The following is a 20,149-nucleotide window of genomic DNA, read 5'->3' as shown; positions in this document are numbered from 1 at the left end:
CACAGTCCGAATGGTGGGAGCGAGCCTGCTCGCGATAGCGGTGGATCAGCCAACAGAGATGTGACTGACCTACCGCTATCGCGAGCAGGCTCGCTCCCACAAGAGGCTGTGTGTCGATCCAATAATTTGAGTAGATGCATGACCTCGCTAACCCTCTCCCACCTCGGCTGGACGCCCCTGGGCCACGGCCACTGCCATCACCAGTTCCAGCTGCGTGACGTGACGTTGCAGGTGGCGGCCGGGGAGTTCGTCGGATTGATCGGGCCCAACGGCAGCGGCAAGACCAGCCTGTTGCGCTGTGCCTACCGTTTCAGCCGGCCGGAACAGGGCGAGGTCAAGCTCGAGCATCACAACGTCTGGAAACAGTCTTCGCGCTGGTGCGCCCAACGCATCGCCGTGGTGCTGCAAGAGTTTCCCGATGCCTTCGGCCTGACGGTGGAGGAGGTGGTCGCCATGGGCCGCACACCCCACAAAGGCCTGTTCGACGGCGACAATCACGACGACCGCCGGCTGGTGCTCCAGGCATTGGAATCGGCCGGGCTTGCAGGTTTTGGCGAGCATGCATTCGCCACCCTCTCGGGCGGTGAAAAGCAACGGGTGATCCTCGCCCGCGCCCTGGCCCAGCAGCCGCAATTGTTGATCCTCGATGAACCGACCAATCACCTCGACCCCCACTATCAATTGCAATTGCTGCAACTGATCAAGGGCCTGGGCATCGGCACCCTCGCCAGCCTCCACGACCTGAATCTGGCCGCCGCCTTCTGCGACCGCCTGTACGTGATCGAACACGGACGCATCGTCGCCAGCGGCACGCCCAAGGATGTCCTCAGCGCCGAGCTGCTGCGTGAGGTGTTCGGCGTCGACGCCCTGGTGGATGAGCACCCGCTGTCCGGCTACCCACGAATCACCTGGATAACCCAACCATGACCTTGCGTTCCCTGCTGTCGCTCGCCCTGCTGCTGGGCAGTGCCCACGCCCTGGCCGAGGCCACCCGCTACCCGCTGACGATCCAGAGCTGCAACCGCCAGGTGGTGTTCAACGAAGCCCCCCGACATGCCGTCAGCCATGACATCAACATGACCCAGATGATGCTCGCCCTGGGCCTCAAGCCACGCATGGTCGGCTACAGCGGCATCAGTGGCTGGAAGTCGGTGACGCCCGAGATGGCGAAGATCCTCGATGGCCTGCCGGAACTGGCGGCCAAGTACCCGTCGGTGGAAACCCTACTCAGTGCCAACGTCGACTTCTTCTTCGCCGGGTGGGACTACGGCATGCGAGTGGGCGGCGACCTGACGCCGCAATCCCTGCAACCGCTGGGCATCAACGTCTACGAGCTGACCGAGTCCTGCGCGTTCGTGATGAAACGCCCGGCAGCCTCGCTGGAAGACACCTACAACGATCTGCGCAGCCTCGGAAAAATCTTCGACGTCCAGGATCGCGCCAACGAACTGATCGCCACGATGCAGGCTCAGGTGGCCGAAGTGCGCAAGCACCTGCCTACCGACCAGCCCCGGGTGTTCCTGTATGACAGCGGCGAAGACCGCGCCATGACCTCCGGCCGCCTGGGCATGCCCCAGGCCCTGATCGATGCCGCCGGTGGACGCAACATTCTCGATGACGTGGAAAGCAGTTGGACCCGGGTGAACTGGGAGAACGTGGTCGAGCGCAACCCGCAGGTCATTGTGATCGTCGACTACGGCGAAGTCAGCGCCGAGCAGAAGCAGCAGTTCCTGCTGAACAACCCGGCCCTGCAATCGGTGGAGGCGATCAAGCAGCGGCGCTTCATCGTCATTCCTTACGTGCAGGCCACGCCGGGAATCGATAACGTGCTGGCGGTGCAAACCCTGGCGCGGGGGTTTCACCGCCAATGAACGGTCGTCGTTATGGCGCCCTGTTGGTGCTCCTCGGCGCGCTGATGCTGGTGTCGTGCGTGGTATCCCTGGGCTTCGGTCCGGCGCGGGTGCCGGTGGCGGTGGTCTGGGACATCTTGCTGAACAAGGCTTTCGGCTTGGGCGAGGTGCATTGGACGCCGGGGCAGGAACATATTGTCTGGCTGATCCGCGTGCCGCGCCTGCTGCTCGGTACCCTGGTGGGCGCTGGGTTGGCATTGATCGGCGCGGTGCTGCAAGCGGTCACGCGCAATCCACTGGCCGATCCACACCTGCTGGGCGTGACGTCCGGTGCGACCTTGGGCGCGGTCATCGTGGTGCTGCATATCGGCGAAATCATCGGCCTGCTGACCCTGCCCCTCGCTGCGTTCATTGGCGCACTGCTGAGCATGCTGCTGGTGCTCGCCATCGCTGCCCGCCAGGGCCGCCTGGAGAGTGACCGGTTGTTGCTGTGCGGCGTGGCAGTGTCCTTCGTGATGATGGCGGCGGCCAATCTACTGCTGTTCCTGGGAGATCACCGCGCCAGCTCCGCAGTGATGTTCTGGATGCTCGGTGGCCTGGGCCTGGCACGCTGGGAGCTGCTGGCAGTGCCGGCGGCCAGTGTATCGCTGGGGCTGGTGTTACTGCTGGGCATGGCCCGGCCGCTGAACGCGTTGATGGCGGGTGAACAGACCGCCGTGACTTTGGGTTTGAACGCGGCGCGGGTACGGCTGTGGATCTTCTTGATCGCGTCGCTGATGACCGGGGTGCTGGTGTCCATCAGCGGCTCGATTGGTTTTGTCGGGCTGATGGTGCCGCACATTGCCCGGCGTTTGGTCGGTGCCGAACATCGCCGGTTGCTGCCGGCCTGCGTGCTGTTAGGCAGCCTGTTCCTGGTGTGGGTGGACGTGGCGGCGCGGACGTTGATCGCCCCAGAAGACTTGCCGATTGGAGTCGCTACCGCAGCCATTGGCGGGCTATTCTTCATCGGCCTGATGCGCCGTCGCTGAAAAGATGCTTCTTTTTGTACACGCCGAATAGCTCGGTCCCAAGGCCTCCATTACGAAAATGCTCAAGCTCCGCTCGAACCATATCAATGACCAATTCCTGGTCTTCAGCGTCTTCAAGATGAAAATTTCCACTGTAGGCAAGATTAACCATTCGCCAGAGGAAGCAGTTGGTGCGGTAAACATCTACCGGTTGTAGCCAACGCTCAAGGAGCGCGGTAATTTCCTCGCTTCGAATCCCCTCAAAACACCCAATCGAATGGTCCTTGTCTGGAATGACAGCATCGACAACCTGAGTGTCGGCATTTAATCGGTAGCGCGCTGGCAAGGAAGAGAATGCTGCGTCAGCAGCCATTATTGCGTCGGGCCACAAACGATTGCCATTACGTCCCACGGCCTCCCCCACACTCCAGAACTCCCCATCATTTTTCAAACTACGGGAGATAAAGAGCATTACCTTTTCCAGCTCCACCAAATGATGCAATGCCGAAACACAAATAATGACATCCCACTGTTCACCGGTAGGCACCAGGTTATTCGCATCCGCCACGATCAAATCGAGGCTGATCCCTGGCGGAAACTGCTTTGCCGCGATTTGGAGCAGGTCCTCATTGATATCCAGCAGTGACCATTCGACGCCTTCGGGAATAGCCGCTGACAAACCCGCCTCTATCCGCGCGGCGCCACTGCAGATTGACAAGACCTTTATTGCCCCGTGGTCCGTGACTTTTTGGCGTAGCCTCGCTTGAAAATCAGGCGGAGTTTGCGGGACGTTCGCCCTCAGGAGACGAGTCGCATAAGAGTAGGCGGCCTCTCCTTCAAACGGCTCCGAAATGACAATGTCAGCCTGCGCACCAAACCCTTGCGCCTGAGCCAGTCCGTTTAATTGGCGAACGGTGCGAGCAACGCCCATTGCAGTTTCACTCTGTCGCTCCTGAACGTTTGAGTAAAACGCGTTCCGGTAGACGCTACTGAAGTGTGCTATCTCGTTTTTCATGCGCATCTGATGATGGGTTTTCGCCAGAAGCGCCTTCATCTGTCCCTCCCTGGCGACACACAAGTCAGCTATCGCCAGCCAGTCGGCCGTAGGATCGTTCTGCGCACCAGGCCCGCACTTTATCAAGAGACGGCCACGCATCCCTGCCAACCAAGCCAAGTCCAAATCCACCGTCCTCCATTCCGACGGTGTATATCCTGCGCAAAAATGAAAAGTTCCAAGTTGAAATTCGGCTTGAGCTTTATCATCGAAAAAAGCAACTGAGCATGTGAGCCCATCCAAACTGATGCTGGGTAGAGCAGCCGAAAAACGAATGTGTAACGTTGAATCAGGAAACACCTTCAGCTCACTACTTCGAAGGTGCTCTCCAGCGATGAGAATCAGCGAATATCTTGCTTCTCTCAAGTGCGCCACATGCATCCATGTCGGATGCTCGGCCAGTTTAACGTCAGGCAACACGTCAAAAACCGCCGTCTCATCGAGAAGAAAAAAGCTTGCAACGCCAGCGTCATTCAAACGGATTTCCCCTCTTCAGAATGGCAGAAGAGTCAGCATAGTCGGGCGGTCGAAAATCTCACGTTGAATTAACCCTTATCCACGCCCCAATGCAGAGCGCCACATTGCACCAGCGCCGGTGATACGGTCACTGATGGTGCATTGTCGTTTTCCTCTCCCGCCGCCAACCCCGCATTTCAAAGCCTTCCCCCGACCGGGCACACCCCTTGCAAAAGCACCTTCAGCGTTTGCATCTGCCCTCAAAAAAAACTCATAAGTCCACGGAGATCGCACAATGAAGCGTCGTAGCTTGATCAAGGCTTTTACACTCTCGGCAAGCATTGCCGCGATGGGCATGGCCTGGACCGTCCAGGCCGCCGAGACCATCAAGGTTGGCATCTTGCATTCGCTGTCCGGCACCATGGCGATCTCCGAGACGTCCCTCAAGGACATGGCGCTGATGACCATCGACGAGATCAACGCCAAGGGTGGTGTGAACGGTAAGAAGCTCGAAGCGGTGGTCGTGGACCCGGCGTCGAACTGGCCGCTGTTCGCGGAAAAGGGCCGTCAGTTACTGACCCAGGACAAGGTCGCGGTGGTGTTCGGCTGCTGGACGTCGGTGTCGCGCAAGTCGGTGTTGCCGGTGTTCGAAGAGCTCAACGGCCTGCTGTTCTACCCGGTGCAATACGAAGGCGAAGAGATGTCGCCAAACGTGTTCTACACCGGTGCCGCGCCGAACCAGCAGGCGATTCCAGCGGTGGAATACCTGATGAGCGAAGAAGGCGGCAGTGCCAAACGCTACTTCCTGCTGGGCACCGACTACGTCTACCCGCGCACCACCAACAAGATCCTGCGCTCGTTCCTGCACTCCAAAGGTGTGGCGGACAAAGACATCGAAGAGGTCTACACCCCGTTCGGCCACAGCGACTACCAGACCATCGTGGCCAACATCAAGAAGTTCTCGGCCGGCGGCAAGACTGCGGTCATTTCCACGGTCAACGGCGACTCCAACGTGCCCTTCTATAAAGAACTGGCGAACCAGGGCCTGAAGGCCACCGACGTACCGGTCGTGGCCTTCTCGGTGGGCGAAGAGGAACTGCGCGGCATCGATACCAAACCGCTGGTGGGCAACCTGGCGGCATGGAACTACTTCGAGTCCGTGGATAACCCGGCAAACAAGAAATTCGTCGACTCCTGGAAAGCCTACGCCAAGGCCAAGAACCTCCCAGGCGCCGATAAAGCGGTGACCAACGACCCGATGGAAGCCACTTATGTCGGCATCCACATGTGGGCGCAAGCGGTGGAAAAAGCCAAGTCCACCGACGTCGACAAAGTCCGCGAAGCCCTGGCCGGCCAGACCTTCGCCGCACCGTCGGGCTACACCCTGACCATGGACAAGACCAACCACCACCTGCACAAGCCGGTGATGATCGGCGAGATCCAGGCCGACGGTCAGTTCAACGTGGTCTGGCAGACCGAAGGCCCGATCCGCGCCCAACCGTGGAGCCCCTTCATCGCCGGCAACGACAAGAAGCCTGACTATGCAGTGAAGAGCAACTGAGCCCATGGGTGTCGGTCCCGGATCCCGGAACCGACACACAACCCTTGTGGGAGCGAGCCTGCTCGCGATAGCGGTGGGTCAGCCAGAAAAGATGTGACTGACACACCGCTATCGCGAGCAGGCTCGCTCCCACAGAAAGAAGTTCGCGCAAGGCCTAGCATATGCCCACCGCCCTTTACCGCCTCATCCTCGCCCTGGTGCTGCTGTTGCCACTGGGGGCCCACGCCGGCGACGCCGAAGACTTCGTCGCTGCCAACCCGACCCAGCAGGCTAAGCTCCTGGAAACCTGGGCCGCGCAGCCCGAGCCGGAGCGTGTCGAACTGATCAATGCCTTGCAGCAAGGCCAGTTGACCGTCGATGGCCAGCCCAAGACCCTGCGCCTGAACAACCGCTTGCGCGGGCTGATCGAAACCGCCCTGGCCAGCCATCAACTGCTCGCTGTCGATGCTCGCGTACGCCTGGGCGCCGCGCAGCAATTGCAAAAAAGCGCCCGTCCGGCGCAACTGGCCTTTCTCGATCGGCAACTGGCCGGCGAGCAGGACGAAGACGTACACGCCGCCCTGAGCCTGGCCCTGGCGAACCTGCAACTGGTGGACGCCAATCCGAGCGTGCGCCTGGCTGCCGTGCGGTTGCTGGGAGAAACCGGCGATCCGCTGGCCCGCACCCGCCTCGAAGGTTTGCTCGAACCCGGCGTCGAAACCGATGCCAGCGTACGCACCGCTGCGGAAACCAGCCTCAGCCAGGTCAAGCGCAAACTGCTGGTGGGCGAGTTGTTGGGCCAGGCCTTCAGCGGCATGTCCCTGGGTTCGATCCTGCTGCTCGCCGCCCTCGGCCTGGCAATCACCTTTGGCCTGCTGGGGGTGATCAACATGGCCCACGGCGAAATGCTCATGCTCGGCGCCTATTCCACGTATGTGGTGCAGATGCTGTTCCAGCGCTTCGCCCCGAACGCCATCGAGTTCTACCCGCTGATCGCCCTGCCGGTGGCGTTTTTCATCACCGCCGCCATCGGCATGGCCCTGGAGCGCACAGTAATTCGCCACCTCTACGGGCGCCCACTGGAAACCCTGCTCGCCACCTGGGGCATCAGCCTGATGCTGATCCAACTGGTGCGCCTGGTGTTCGGCGCGCAGAACGTCGAAGTCGCCAACCCGGCCTGGCTGTCGGGCGGGATCCAGGTGTTGCCCAACCTGGTGCTGCCATACAACCGCATCGTGATCATCGCCTTCGCCCTGTTCGTAGTGGCGCTGACCTGGCTGTTGCTGAACAAGACGCGCCTGGGCCTGAACGTCCGCGCCGTCACCCAGAACCGTAACATGGCTGCCTGCTGTGGCGTGCCCACCGGTCGCGTGGACATGCTCGCCTTCGGCCTCGGCTCGGGCATCGCCGGGCTCGGGGGCGTGGCCCTGAGCCAGATCGGCAACGTCGGCCCCGACCTGGGCCAGAGCTACATCATCGACTCGTTCCTGGTGGTGGTGCTCGGCGGCGTCGGCCAGTTGGCCGGTAGTGTGTTCGCCGCGTTCGGCCTGGGCATCGCCAACAAGATTCTCGAACCGCAGATCGGCGCCGTGCTCGGCAAGATCCTGATCCTCGCGCTGATCATTCTGTTCATCCAGAAGCGTCCGCAAGGCCTCTTCGCGCTCAAAGGACGGGTAATCGACTGATGAACCAGCCCCTGATGCTCACGGCCACGCAAAAGGCCGGCCCCAAAGTCACCCTCGCCGTCGGCGCGGTGATCCTGGCAGTGCTGCTGAGCCTGCCGTTGCTGTCGTTGCTGGCGGCGGACAATCCGTTGCACGTCTCGGCCTATACCCTGACCCTGGTGGGCAAGATTCTCTGCTACGCCATCGTCGCCCTCGCCCTGGACCTGGTCTGGGGCTACGCCGGCCTGCTCTCCCTCGGTCATGGCCTGTTCTTCGCCCTGGGCGGCTACGCCATGGGCATGTACCTGATGCGCCAGGCGGCCGGGGATGGCTTGCCGGCGTTCATGACCTTTTTGTCGTGGACCGAATTGCCCTGGTACTGGGCCGGCACCGACAGCTTCCTCTGGGCCATGTGCCTGGTGGTGCTGGCGCCGGGGTTGCTGGCGCTGGTGTTCGGTTTCTTCGCCTTCCGCTCGCGGATCAAGGGCGTGTATTTCTCGATCATGACCCAGGCCCTGACCTTCGCCGGAATGCTGCTGTTTTTTCGCAACGAAACCGGGTTTGGCGGCAACAACGGCTTCACCAACTTCCGCTCGATCCTGGGGTTTGGCATCACCGAACCGGGCACCCGGGCGGTGTTGTTCCTCGCCACGGTAGTGTTGCTGGTGGCGAGCCTGTTCATCGGCTGGCGCCTGGCCCGCAGTAAATTCGGTCGTGTGCTGACCGCCCTGCGCGACGCGGAAAACCGCCTGATGTTCTGCGGCTACGATCCCCGTGGCTTCAAGCTGTTCGTCTGGGTGTTGAGTGCGGTTTTGTGCGGCCTGGCAGGCGCGTTGTACGTGCCGCAGGTGGGCATCATCAACCCCAGCGAAATGTCGCCGACCAACTCCATCGAGGCGGCCGTGTGGGTCGCCCTGGGCGGGCGCGGCACGCTGATCGGACCGCTGCTGGGCGCCGGCGTGGTCAATGGCATGAAGAGCTGGTTCACCGTGGCCTTTCCTGAGTACTGGCTGTTTTTCCTCGGTGCGCTGTTCATCGTCGTGACGCTGTACTTGCCCAAGGGCGTGATCGGCCTGCTGAAGAAAAGAGGTGAACAATGAGAATTACAGCGAGTGCCGAATTCATGCTCGAACCCGCTTTTTTTCCGCCCGAACCCAACCAGGATGCCGGCAGCAGCCGCGACGCCATCGGCCTCGGCCAGGCGGCGGGCGTTGGCCTGAACACCCGTCACGGCACCATCCTGACCCTGGAAGACATCAGCGTCAGCTTCGATGGCTTCAAGGCCTTGAACGATCTGAACCTGTACATCGGCGTCGGCGAATTGCGCTGCATCATCGGCCCCAACGGTGCCGGCAAGACCACACTGATGGACGTGATCACCGGCAAGACCCGACCCAGCCATGGCAAGGCCTGGTTCGGCGAAACCCTGGACTTGACCAGCATGAGCGAGGTACAGATCGCCCAGGCCGGTATCGGTCGCAAGTTTCAGAAGCCCACGGTGTTCGAAGCCTTGAGCGTGTTCGAAAACCTGGAGCTGGCGCTCAAGACCGACAAATCGGTGTGGGCCAGCCTGCGGGCCAAACTCACTGGCGAGCAACACACGCGCATCAGCGAAGTGCTGGAAACCATTCGCCTTACCACCTCGGTCAATCGTGCTGCCGGGTTGTTGTCCCACGGGCAGAAGCAGTTCCTGGAGATCGGCATGCTGCTGGTGCAGGACCCGCAACTGTTGCTGCTCGACGAACCGGTAGCGGGCATGACCGACGCCGAAACCGAGTTCACCGCCGAGCTGTTCAAGTCCTTGGCGGGCAAGCATTCGCTGATGGTGGTGGAACACGACATGGGCTTCGTCGGCGCGATTGCCGACCACGTCACCGTGTTGCACCAGGGCAGTGTGCTGGCTGAAGGCTCGCTGGAACAGGTGCAGGACAATGAGCGGGTGATCGAGGTGTACCTCGGTCGCTAGCCCTGCAAACACATTCCCCCTGTGGGAGCGGGCCTGTGGGAGCAAAGCTTGCTCGCGATGAACGATAACGCGGTCCTTCCGATGGACCGAGGTGCCGCTGTCGCGAGCAAGCTTTGCTCCCACAGAAAGCCATTGTTCCCACAAGGGACTTGAGGAGAATCTGGAACATGCTGCAAGTCGACAAGCTGCACCAATACTACGGCGGTAGCCACATCCTGCGCGGCCTGTCGTTTGACGTGAAGGTCGGCGAAGTTACATGCCTGCTGGGGCGCAACGGCGTGGGCAAGACCACCCTGCTCAAATGCCTGATGGGCCTGCTGCCGGCCAAGGAAGGCGCGGTGAATTGGGAAGGCAAGGCCATCACCGCGTTCAAACCACACCAACGGGTACACGCTGGCATCGCCTACGTGCCTCAAGGCCGGGAGATTTTCGGGCGGCTGACAGTGGAAGAAAACCTGCTGATGGGCCTGTCGCGCTTCCCCGGTGCCGAGGCCAAGGAAGTGCCGGCGTTCATCTACGAGCTGTTTCCGGTGCTGTTGCAGATGAAACAACGCCGTGGCGGTGACCTGTCCGGTGGCCAGCAACAGCAGCTCGCCATTGGCCGGGCCCTGGCGAGCCGTCCACGCCTGCTGATTCTCGACGAGCCCACCGAGGGCATCCAGCCCTCGGTGATCAAGGAGATCGGCGCGGTGATCAAGAAACTGGCGGCCCGGGGCGACATGGCGATTTTGCTGGTGGAGCAGTTCTACGACTTCGCCGCCGAACTGGCCGATCAGTACCTGGTGATGTCCCGGGGCGAGATCGTGCAGCAGGGGCGCGGAGAAAATATGGAAGCCGAGGGTGTGCGCGGGCTGGTTACGATCTAGTCTGTAGCGTCCTGACGATAATCAGAAATCATGAATCTACCTGTCTCATTACTGGCCCCTTCTGCGGTGTTCACCCCCAGTTGGCATGCCGAGCTGGATCTGGGTTACGCCCGCTTTGGCGATTGCACGCGCCCGGTCCAGCGGCGGCACAAAGGCCCGCTGCGGGTGCAGAAGCACCTGTACGCCGAAGGCCCCGAGGTGTGCCAGCACATCATCGTCCACCCGCCTGGCGGGATTGCCGGCGGTGACCGCCTGGACATCTCGGCCCACGTCGGCCCTGGCGCCTGGGCGCAACTGACCAGCCCCGGCGCGGCCAAGTGGTATCGCGCCGCCGGCCCGGCGTATCAACAACTGAGCCTCAGCGTCGCCCCCGGCGCAACCCTGGAATGGCTGCCCCAGGAAACCATCGTCTTCAGCGCGGCCCAGGCCGAACTGAGCACGAGCATCGACCTGCAGGGCGATGGGCGGCTGTTCTACTGGGACATGGTTGCCCTCGGCCGACCGGCCAGCGGCGAGCGGTTCGACCTGGGGCATTTCCAGTCGCGGCTGGACATTCGCCGCGACGGCCAGTTGCTGTGGCATGAGCGCCAGCGCATTGTGGGCGGTGATGGGTTGTTGGACTCGCCCATCGGCCTGGGCGGCGACCCGGTGTTCGCCACGTTGTTGGTGACCGGCGAAATCGACAGCGAGCGGCTGGAACAATGCCGATCCCTGGGCCATGACGTGCGTGGGGATTTGACGCAGTTGCCCGGGCTGGTCGTGGCCCGCTGCCTGGCGAGCGAGGCGCTGCTGGCGCGGGGATGGTTGATTGAATTGTGGAGGCTTCTGCGCCCGGCAATGCTCGGTCGAGAGGCGGTACCTCCCAGAATCTGGAGCACCTGAATCCGCTGGTCCTGTGGGAGCGAGCCTGCTCGCGATAGCAATGGAACATTCACCATAAATGTTGACTGACACACCGCTATCGCGAGCAGGCTCGCTCCCACAGGGGCAGTATTCAAGGATCTGTAATTTTTACCTGCCTTTATTGGATTGCACATGGACCTGACCCCACGCGAAAAAGACAAGCTGCTGATCTTCACCGCCGGCCTCGTCGCCGAACGGCGATTGGCTCGTGGCTTGAAGCTCAATTACCCTGAGGCCATGGCCTACATTTCCGCAGCCCTGCTCGAAGGCGCCCGTGACGGCCAGACCGTGGCCGAGCTGATGCATTACGGCACCACCCTGCTAAGCCGCGAACAGGTAATGGAAGGCATCCCGGAAATGATCCCGGAAATCCAGGTCGAGGCGACCTTTCCCGACGGAACCAAATTGGTCACCGTCCACCAGCCCATCGCCTGAGGCCGTGTCATGACCTATCACGTTCGTGACGCCCAGCCCGCCGACCTGCCGGCGATCCGTGACATCTACAACGACGCCGTCCTCAACACCACGGCGATCTGGAACGAACAGCCCGTGGACCTGGGCAACCGCCAGGCATGGTTCAGCGCCCGGCAAGCCCAGGGCTACCCGATACTGGTGGTCAGTGACCCCGAGGAGAACATGCTCGGCTACGCTTCATTCGGCGACTGGCGGCCGTTCGACGGCTTCCGCCACACCGTGGAGCATTCGGTGTACGTGCGTAGCGACCAGCGCGGCAATGGCCTTGGCCCTCTATTGATGAGCGCTTTGATCGAGCGTGCCAGGGCCTGCGATAAACATGTCATGGTCGCCGCCATCGAAAGCGGTAACGCGGCCTCGATTCGCCTGCACGAGCGGGCCGGTTTCGTGATCACCGGGCAAATGCCCGAAGTGGGAACCAAGTTCGGTCGCTGGCTGGACCTGACCTTCATGCAATTGAACCTCAATCCCGGGGCGCTACCGCCTGCCGTCGATAAGGAGTGAAAAGCCAATGAACCCCGCCCAGTTGCGTCGAGTCCACGCCGAGAGCTTTGCGCATTATCGCCAGGGCCTGATCGATCTGTTGCTCGACGCCGTCGGGTACGGCGCCAGCGTGGGGTTCATGGCCGATCTCGATGCCGTCCAGGCCCGCGCCTATTTCGACGAGGTCCAGGCCAGCCTCAACCAAGGCCACCTGTTGCTGTGGGTGGTGGTCAAGGATGAACAGGTACAAGCCAGTGTCCAACTCGCCTTGTGCCAGAAACCCAACGGCCTCAACCGCGCCGAGGTACAGAAGCTGCTCGTGCGCGGCGAGGCTCGCCGTCGGGGCCTGGGCCAGCAATTGATGAGCGCCCTGGAACTCGGCGCCCGCCAACACAAACGTGGCCTGTTGTACCTCGACACCGAGGCCGGTTCCGAGGCCGAGGCATTCTACCGCGCCATGGGCTATACCCGCGTCGGTGAACTGCCCGACTACTGCCAGAGCCCGGACGGGACTTACACCCCGACCGCCATCTACTACAAGCTTTTGGGGCAACCGCAATGATTCCAGGCCAATACCAGGTCCAACCCGGCGACATCGAACTCAACGTCGGCCGCCGCACGCTCACGCTGAACGTCGCCAACAGCGGTGACCGGCCCATCCAGGTCGGTTCGCACTATCACTTTTTCGAAACCAACGACGCCCTGACCTTCGACCGCGCCGCCAGCCGTGGCATGCGCCTGAACATCCCGGCCGGCACGGCGGTGCGCTTCGAACCGGGCCAGAGCCGCGAGGTGGAACTGGTGGACCTGGCCGGGCATCGGCGGGTGTTCGGGTTTGCCGGGCGCGTCATGGGCGACCTTTAAGTCATAGGGTGCCAGCACCGGCCCCATCGCGAGCAGGCTCGCTCCCACAGGGGAATGCGATCAACTGTGGGAGCGAGCCTGCTCGCGATGAGTGAGCGAAGCGAACGGTTTCCACATTCAATTGAATTCCAAGGCAAGCACATGAAGATTTCGAGACAAGCCTACGCCGACATGTTCGGCCCCACCGTCGGCGACAAGGTCCGCCTGGCCGACACCGAGTTGTGGATCGAAGTGGAAAAGGACTTCACCACCTACGGCGAAGAAGTGAAATTCGGCGGCGGCAAGGTGATTCGCGACGGCATGGGCCAGAGCCAGTTGCTGGCCGCCGAGGTCGTCGATACCTTGATCACCAACGCGCTGATCATCGACCACTGGGGCATCGTCAAGGCCGATGTCGGCCTCAAGGACGGGCGCATCGCGGCCATCGGCAAGGCCGGCAACCCGGACATCCAGCCCGACGTGACCATCGCCATCGGCGCCAGCACCGAGGTGATCGCCGGCGAAGGCATGATCCTCACGGCTGGCGGCATCGACACCCACATTCACTTCATCTGCCCGCAGCAGATCGAAGAGGCGCTGATGAGCGGCGTCACCACCATGATCGGCGGCGGCACCGGCCCGGCCACCGGGACCAACGCCACCACGTGCACCTCCGGGCCGTGGCACCTGGCGCGCATGCTCCAGGCCGCCGACGCCTTCCCGATGAACATCGGCTTCACCGGCAAGGGCAACGCCAGCCTGCCGGAGCCGTTGATCGAACAGGTCAAGGCCGGCGCCATCGGCCTGAAGCTGCACGAAGACTGGGGCACCACCCCGGCGGCTATCGATAACTGCCTGAGCGTGGCCGACCAGTACGACGTGCAGGTGGCGATCCACACCGACACCCTCAACGAATCCGGTTTCGTCGAAACCACCCTCGCCGCCTTCAAGGGCCGCACCATCCATACCTACCACACCGAAGGCGCCGGTGGCGGACATGCGCCGGACATCATCAAGGCCTGCGGTTTCCCCAACGTGTTGCCCAGCTCCACCAACCCGACCCGGCCGTTCACCCGCAACACCATCGACGAACACCTCGACATGCTGATGGTCTGCCATCACCTTGACCCGAGCATTGCCGAAGACGTGGCCTTCGCCGAGAGCCGCATCCGCCGCGAGACCATCGCCGCCGAAGACATTCTTCATGACCTGGGCGCGTTCTCGATGATCAGCTCCGACAGCCAGGCCATGGGCCGTGTCGGCGAAGTCATCACCCGCACCTGGCAGACCGCCGACAAGATGAAAAAGCAACGCGGCGCCTTGCCCGGTGACGGCGAAGGCAACGACAACTTCCGCATCAAACGCTACATCGCCAAGTACACCATCAACCCGGCGATCACCCACGGCATCAGCCATGAAGTGGGCTCCATCGAAGTGGGCAAGTGGGCCGACCTGGTGCTGTGGCGCCCGGCGTTCTTCGGCGTCAAACCGACGCTGATCCTCAAGGGCGGGGCCATTGCCGCCAGCCTGATGGGCGACGCCAACGCCTCGATCCCGACACCGCAGCCAGTGCACTACCGGCCGATGTTCGCCAGCTACGGCGGCTCACGACACGCCACCAGCCTCACCTTCATCAGCCAGGCCGCCGCCGAGGCCGGGTTGCCGGAACAGCTCGGGCTGAAGAAGAGAATCGCCGTGGTCAAGGGCTGCCGCGATGTGCAGAAGACCGACCTGATTCACAACGACTACTTGCCGAGCATCGATGTCGATCCGCAGACCTATCAGGTCAAGGCCGATGAGGTGTTGCTGTGGTGCGAACCAGCCGAAGTGCTGCCGATGGCGCAGCGCTACTTCCTGTTTTGAACCCGCGCAACCCTTGTGGCGAGAGAGCTTCTGTGGCGAGGGGATTTATCCCCTCGCCACAAATGAGTTCCCCACCACGGGGGTCATTCCGGCCTGAAATGATCGGGCCGGATTCGCTTACAGATCGGTGCTTTCCGGCAGCGCGGCCAACTCGGTTCGCGTCAACGACTGGATCAGCTCCGCTTCCTTGATCTTGTGTTGCAAGTCCAACGCCTCGGACTGGTTGACGTAGTCGGATTCCTCCAGGGTCCCGGCCGACTTTGCCTCATCCAGTTCAATCTGCCTGGCGATAAGGGTGTCATTCAGCGCCTGGAAAGAAGCCCCATGCTGCTGCTTCAAATAATCGATCCAGAAATCCCGGCCCACCAATGACTGAAACTGCTGGGGTGAGTCGTCCAGGGCCAGGACCTGACTGGCGGCGGCGTCGAGCATTGCGGGGGTGACATCCCCCAGCGTGAGAAAACTCCCGCCTGCGGGTTGTCCCGGCAGCGCCAGCCGATCCTTGAGGCCCACTCGGTAAGCCAGACGGACCTCGACTTCTTCTATCAGCACCAGGTTTTCGAGCTTCTCCTCGTCGGTCAGATCGGTACGGGCATTGATCGCGTCACGGCGCCGCTGGATATCCTGCAGGGCAATACGCTCCACCTCATCGAGGCGAAACAGCCCCTTGGCCAACTGGATGAGCGCTGTCGCCTCATCCTTGCCAGCCGCCAAGGCCCTGGCGTTGTGGATCATCAATTTGATTTCCAGGTAACTGAACGACAGCGCCGCGCGATCTTCACACGCCGGCCGGCCAGCCAGGTCGAACAACTCATGACGCAGGTCGGTGGAGCTCCCCATCGCTTCGAGCATTTGCCAGACGCGGGCATGAAGGTCCGGATAATCTCTCAGGCCCTGATAGGAGTCGGCCAACCGGTTCAACAACTCAAAAAACTCTCCCGATTGTGGCTCACCCGCCAGGCTCATCCACAAAGCCCTTTTGTCCGCCAGTTGCTCTCCGGACAGGTTGCGCAACCATCGCTGCATGTTCGACGGCCTGCCCGGCACCGCATGCCCAAACGCACCGGGCAGACGCAGGACCATCCATTCGGAACGCGTTTGCAAGACCGTATCCCAATAATCACGCATGCGCTGTTGGACTATCTCGCTCAGAGGGTTGCCCTGCAACAGCGTCACGCGGTTAAGACGTGCCGTGGCATGAGCACGCTCGGCGGGCGGATCGAGCAAATGATCCGGCACTTCGGTCAACCCGTTATTGCGCAAATCAATCAGCTCCAGCGGTTGGTCCCGCAGACCGGTGGGCCAGGTAGTGATCCCGGTATGCCTCAGATCCAATCGTTCCAGGTCAGGCAAAGCACTGAAATCCGGTAACCGCCTCAGCCCATTGTGATCCAGGTGGAGGTTTTTCAAGCGGGTAAGACCTTGCAGGACTTCCACGCCGCCAGGGCTCAGGCCAATCCGGTTCCTCTGCAGTTCAAGCGTGTCCAGATCCTTCATTGCCGCCACGGCCTGCGGAATATCACTCAACCTGTTCCCGGACATGTCCAACCGACGAAGGGAGGAGAACCCGCTGAGGAAGTCGTCGCAGTGGTTGAGTGACAACCCCATGTTACGAAGCTTGAGTACGCCCACATGACTGAAATCGGCCGTCAGCTCCGGCAATGTCCCGACATTGACGCCGTTGAGCTCAAGCTCATAGCCGATCCTGCGGCCGTCCACCCCCACAGCGACCGGGCTCTGGCGCCGCCAGCATCGCTCGATTTGGTCAGCCGCCACCTGCTTGAGCAACATCGGCACTCGCTGCTGGGAATTACCCACACTGCGCCATGCAGGGCTAGCGACCCAGCGGTCCAGATCCCGCCGCAGCATTTTCAACTCGACTTTACGTCGTTTGAGTTCCTTTACCGCGCCATCGCCCAATGATCGCAACAGGGCCTGGGTTTGTTCCGCCGAATAGCCCGGGTACAACTCCAGGACCCGGCTTTGCGGCGATCGGCCCAGGCCCAACCAATCCCGCAGCCCGCCCATGGGGTAGCCGACTTTGCCCGAAGCCAGGCGCATCGGCGACCGGAAGGAGGGTTTGAGCGCGGGCATCTTCAAAAGGCTCGCCAGCGCATCCCTGGGCAATGGCGCGGCACCAATGGCCTGTTTCAACAGGTCTGCCTGATGAATCGAAGGCCGGCCCATGGCCCTGCGTTCGGCATCCGGAAGGGCGTGCTGCAAGGCATCGAAAACGCTGCCCCAATGGCTCAGTTCATTGCCGCTGTCGTCAAAAGCCTGGTAGCGATCATCGTCCCTGACCACAACCTTGACCTGGCTGGCGTCTTGCGGCCCGATGCTGTCGATCAAAGCACCGGAAACAGCGGCCTCGCGCAGTTCAATGCGTACCGTATCGCTCCAGCCGGGCAAGGTTTTCAAGGTGGCCAACACCAGCCGGGGCGTGTCCGCCGTGGCCAGTGCCTCCTGATACAAACCCTCGTAGACTCGGTTCAAACGCACCGCACGCTGATAGTAACGCAGCTCTTCGGCGATACGCAGCGGGATGGGTTTGGTCTGGGTGGCATCGGCGAAGTCCCAGCGGAGCATTTCTTGCAATTCTTGCGGGCTGGCGAAGAGGCCTATCTGCTCGATCGCCGCGGTCGGTACCGAGGGAAAACGGGATTTGAGCAGCGCAGCAGACGGGTCACTCGGCGGTGTTCCCCTGGTGTAGAGATCATTGAGCAGTTGTACTTTGTCATTCTCCGCCAGCTCGGCCAGGGTCTTGCGCAATTGCCCGACTCGGGCGTCTATTTTCGTTTTTGCAATGGGTGGCCGGGTACCGGCCAACAGATCGATGCCCACGGCGTCCACCGCCTCGATCAGTTTTTTCAACGCCAAAGAGCTGCGTACGTCCGCCTCGGGAACGATGACGTCACGAATCGGGGCGTCCCCTTCCGATGGCCGAAGGTATTCCCACAGGCTCCGGCGGGAACCGTCGACCACTTGCAGTCTCAGCCCTCTTGGCCACGGCCCGTATTGGGTGAGCAGATGCAACTGGAGCATCGGATCGGCCTGCTCACGGCGCAGCGAATCTTCGCTTTGCAACTGCCCGATGAAACGGTCGATCTGCCGGCAGAGGTCAAAGCGCTCGATCGTATCGGCGAGCAAGACCGGTAGCGGTTCGCCTTCGACATGCAGCCGTCGCAGCACGTCCTCGGTGGTACCGCTGGCGACGCGGATCTGCTCCAGCTCGGCGTCGCTGAAAGCCTTGACGCGATGACCCAGCCGCCTCATTAACGTCCCCCCTTGCCAGGTGCGCGGCCGTTCCAGCTCATGGTTCCAGGCACCGCTGCCGTTGCCCGTCAGCTCGGGTCGGTAAGCCTCCGGGCGGGCAGGGTGACGAATGCGATAGCGCAAGCTCTGCCGGTCCTGTTGCACTTCGTAGTATTGCTCACCCAGAGGCAGGATCCGGCGGTCGTCGAACCGGTACAGGCCCTGGGCATCCGGAATCGAGGTCGCGGGCGGTTCCAATTCACTGCGGTAGGGCGTCAGGTCGGGACGCCAGAGACGCGACTCGCCATTGGCCAATTGGACGGACTCCAACTGCTCCACCCTGCCCGACCATTGAATGTGCGGCAGCACCGCCGCGCCGGTGGCAACGAATGCCGTGTTGAGGGCCACGCTGGAGAAATGCGCCCACAACTCCCGGATATCCCCATGTTCGAACGCTTCGATGCCCTCGAACGCCTCGTTGAACATTTGCACGGCCCCTACCGTCAGCATCAACGGCCCCAATCCGGGCACCACGAACGCCGCCAGGTTGAACACATTGACCACCGCGTTCAGGTAGCTGTCCAGGCGCGCCAGACGCGCGCTCCTGTCTTCATCGCCGGTAGGCACCGCCACCGCCCGGGCGTCCGCCTGAATCTTCTGGAGCTGCCGCAGACGCAGCGCCTCCCACAGGTCGCCGGGAATCGGTGAGTTGTCCATGGGCAGGTTGCGCAATGACGACTTGAGCGGGTAATCGGCCTGATCACTCGCTTGCGAGGAGGGTCGATAAAAACGGTTGAACTGCTTGAAAAATGCCCCTTGCTGGCGCAGCGGTACAAAACGGCTGAAGAAGCGGCGATAGGCAATGCCATGCAGGCGTCGCCGCAGTTCGGCCATGAAGTCGGTACTGGAGGCATATTCCTTGAGGGGATGCTCGGGATCGCCAGGCAGGTAGGCCACGACGGGCACCACCCGACGACTGCTTTCAAGGTCGGGGCCGATCAACACGGGGCCGACCAGTTCGATGTCGAAGATTTTCAGGGACGTGAACGTCACCGCTTCACCATCGAGGCTGATGCCGCTTGCCCCGTGGATCACCTGCTGCAGCATTGAGTAGGCCGCCGGGCTGATGTCCGTCTTGGCCCGGGCGATCTCGATGCTCAGCGCCAAGCCCTGTTTGTGGTGCTCGCGCAACTGATGATCCAAGCGGTTGCGTGCGCCGCTGTCGTCGGGTCGCACGATAGCGTTGATGTGTGCCTGGTATTGGCGCCCCAAATCCAGCGTGCGACATAGTCTGGCGAAGGCTTCAGGGGCCATCGGCAGTGCCGACGCGCGAAAAGCCTCGATGGAAGGCATGACGTCGCTACCATAAAACGGGCGCTGCGTGGTAATGGCGCTGCAGTCTTCACAACCGGGCTTGCGCTCTTCGCCGGACTCGAAATTGGCCAGCGCGGCCTCCAGCAACGACGTGCCCCGGTATTCGTAGCGATCGAAGTGGCCACCTTCGTTGTCCAGGACCAGCGCGGCAAAAAAATCATCGCGGGTCTTGCGCCCGTACTTACGGACGAAATAAACCTCGTTGACGTTCAGCGAGAGTTTGAACTCATCCTGAATCGCCTGCTTGAGCAACGGTTCGGCAAAGGCCCGGATATCCTGGATATTGCCCAAGTAGTTGTCGACCTGGTTCAGGCGTTCACGGTATCGGGCGTGGCTGTCCTTGAGGTTGTTCCAGAGGTCGGGGGACGCTTTCGCGTACCAGTCCGGAAACTCCAGCGCATGGTCGCTCAACTCCTGCTGGCGTTGCACGATGGCCCCGCTGTACCAGCCGGGAATACGGGCTTTGAGCAGGTCGAAATGCTCGCCTTGGGGAATGGCAAGACGGGGGGTGAACTCTGACATATCGGGTCATCCTTGATAATGGAAAACCCGAG

Annotated in this window: 16 protein-coding genes; 14 read left to right on the top strand and 2 right to left on the bottom strand. The window is 61.8% G+C overall.

What is annotated here, in order from left to right:
- The first annotated feature begins 138 nt into the window (after positions 1-138).
- The 3 genes from PBDP_RS03350 to PBDP_RS03340 are packed head-to-tail and all read left to right on the top strand — an operon-like array spanning position 139 to position 2,878.
- Complete coding sequence (locus tag PBDP_RS03350) at positions 139-927, top strand: ABC transporter ATP-binding protein (protein ID WP_109752217.1); 789 nt, start codon at positions 139-141, stop codon at positions 925-927.
- Positions 924-1,871, top strand: a complete 948-nt coding sequence (locus tag PBDP_RS03345) for an ABC transporter substrate-binding protein (RefSeq protein WP_212801810.1) — start codon at positions 924-926, stop codon at positions 1,869-1,871. The genes PBDP_RS03350 and PBDP_RS03345 overlap by 4 nt, the downstream gene beginning before the upstream one ends.
- Positions 1,872-1,915: 44 nt before the next feature.
- Entirely contained in the window at positions 1,916-2,878 is a 963-nt protein-coding gene (locus PBDP_RS03340) for a FecCD family ABC transporter permease (RefSeq protein WP_502936867.1), read from the top strand.
- Here PBDP_RS03340 and PBDP_RS03335 read toward each other — a convergent pair.
- The gene (locus PBDP_RS03335) at positions 2,853-4,388 is read right to left on the bottom strand and encodes a class I SAM-dependent methyltransferase (protein WP_109752214.1); all 1,536 of its coding nucleotides are present in this window, start codon (positions 4,386-4,388) and stop codon (positions 2,853-2,855) included. The two genes, PBDP_RS03340 and PBDP_RS03335, sit on opposite strands and share 26 nt — an antisense overlap.
- Before the next feature lie 274 nt (positions 4,389-4,662).
- On the opposite strand from PBDP_RS03335, the gene urtA reads away from it, so the two are divergent.
- The 11 genes from urtA (at position 4,663) to ureC (ending at position 14,969) form a co-directional block, all read left to right on the top strand.
- Positions 4,663-5,928 (top strand): urea ABC transporter substrate-binding protein, encoded by a 1,266-nt coding sequence (gene urtA / locus PBDP_RS03330; RefSeq protein ID WP_025211599.1) that lies wholly within the window; start codon positions 4,663-4,665, stop codon positions 5,926-5,928.
- Positions 5,929-6,089: 161 nt separating this feature from the next.
- The gene (gene urtB / locus PBDP_RS03325) at positions 6,090-7,592 is read left to right on the top strand and encodes an urea ABC transporter permease subunit UrtB (RefSeq protein WP_109752213.1); all 1,503 of its coding nucleotides are present in this window, start codon (positions 6,090-6,092) and stop codon (positions 7,590-7,592) included.
- Positions 7,592-8,671, top strand: coding sequence for an urea ABC transporter permease subunit UrtC (gene urtC / locus PBDP_RS03320; protein ID WP_109752212.1), 1,080 nt, complete (start codon positions 7,592-7,594; stop codon positions 8,669-8,671). Before urtB ends, urtC begins: the two co-directional genes overlap by 1 nt.
- The gene (gene urtD / locus PBDP_RS03315) at positions 8,668-9,537 is read left to right on the top strand and encodes an urea ABC transporter ATP-binding protein UrtD (RefSeq protein WP_109752211.1); all 870 of its coding nucleotides are present in this window, start codon (positions 8,668-8,670) and stop codon (positions 9,535-9,537) included. The genes urtC and urtD overlap by 4 nt, the downstream gene beginning before the upstream one ends.
- 167 nt (positions 9,538-9,704) lie before the next feature.
- Entirely contained in the window at positions 9,705-10,403 is a 699-nt protein-coding gene (urtE, locus tag PBDP_RS03310; protein ID WP_212801809.1) for an urea ABC transporter ATP-binding subunit UrtE, read from the top strand.
- 30 nt (positions 10,404-10,433) lie between these two features.
- The gene (locus PBDP_RS03305) at positions 10,434-11,285 is read left to right on the top strand and encodes an urease accessory protein UreD (RefSeq protein WP_109752209.1); all 852 of its coding nucleotides are present in this window, start codon (positions 10,434-10,436) and stop codon (positions 11,283-11,285) included.
- 153 nt (positions 11,286-11,438) lie between these two features.
- Positions 11,439-11,741, top strand: coding sequence for an urease subunit gamma (ureA, locus tag PBDP_RS03300; RefSeq protein WP_003197350.1), 303 nt, complete (start codon positions 11,439-11,441; stop codon positions 11,739-11,741).
- A 9-nt stretch (positions 11,742-11,750) separates the two neighbouring features.
- Entirely contained in the window at positions 11,751-12,284 is a 534-nt protein-coding gene (locus PBDP_RS03295) for a GNAT family N-acetyltransferase (protein WP_109752207.1), read from the top strand.
- Positions 12,285-12,291: 7 nt separating this feature from the next.
- Positions 12,292-12,825 (top strand): GNAT family N-acetyltransferase, encoded by a 534-nt coding sequence (locus PBDP_RS03290; RefSeq protein ID WP_109752206.1) that lies wholly within the window; start codon positions 12,292-12,294, stop codon positions 12,823-12,825.
- Positions 12,822-13,127, top strand: a complete 306-nt coding sequence (locus tag PBDP_RS03285) for an urease subunit beta (protein ID WP_014336352.1) — start codon at positions 12,822-12,824, stop codon at positions 13,125-13,127. Before PBDP_RS03290 ends, PBDP_RS03285 begins: the two co-directional genes overlap by 4 nt.
- Positions 13,128-13,268: 141 nt before the next feature.
- The gene (gene ureC / locus PBDP_RS03280) at positions 13,269-14,969 is read left to right on the top strand and encodes an urease subunit alpha (RefSeq protein ID WP_212801808.1); all 1,701 of its coding nucleotides are present in this window, start codon (positions 13,269-13,271) and stop codon (positions 14,967-14,969) included.
- 117 nt (positions 14,970-15,086) lie between these two features.
- Here the strand turns inward: ureC and PBDP_RS03275 are convergent, their stop codons facing one another.
- Complete coding sequence (locus tag PBDP_RS03275; RefSeq protein WP_212801807.1) at positions 15,087-20,117, bottom strand: NEL-type E3 ubiquitin ligase domain-containing protein; 5,031 nt, start codon at positions 20,115-20,117, stop codon at positions 15,087-15,089.
- Positions 20,118-20,149: the final 32 nt, after the last annotated feature.

The organism is Pseudomonas sp. St290, from assembly GCF_018325805.1.
GTDB lineage: Bacteria > Pseudomonadota > Gammaproteobacteria > Pseudomonadales > Pseudomonadaceae > Aquipseudomonas > Aquipseudomonas bijieensis.
The sequence above is the reverse complement of the archived record's forward strand: the minus strand, read 5'-3'. Positions and strand labels throughout refer to the sequence as shown.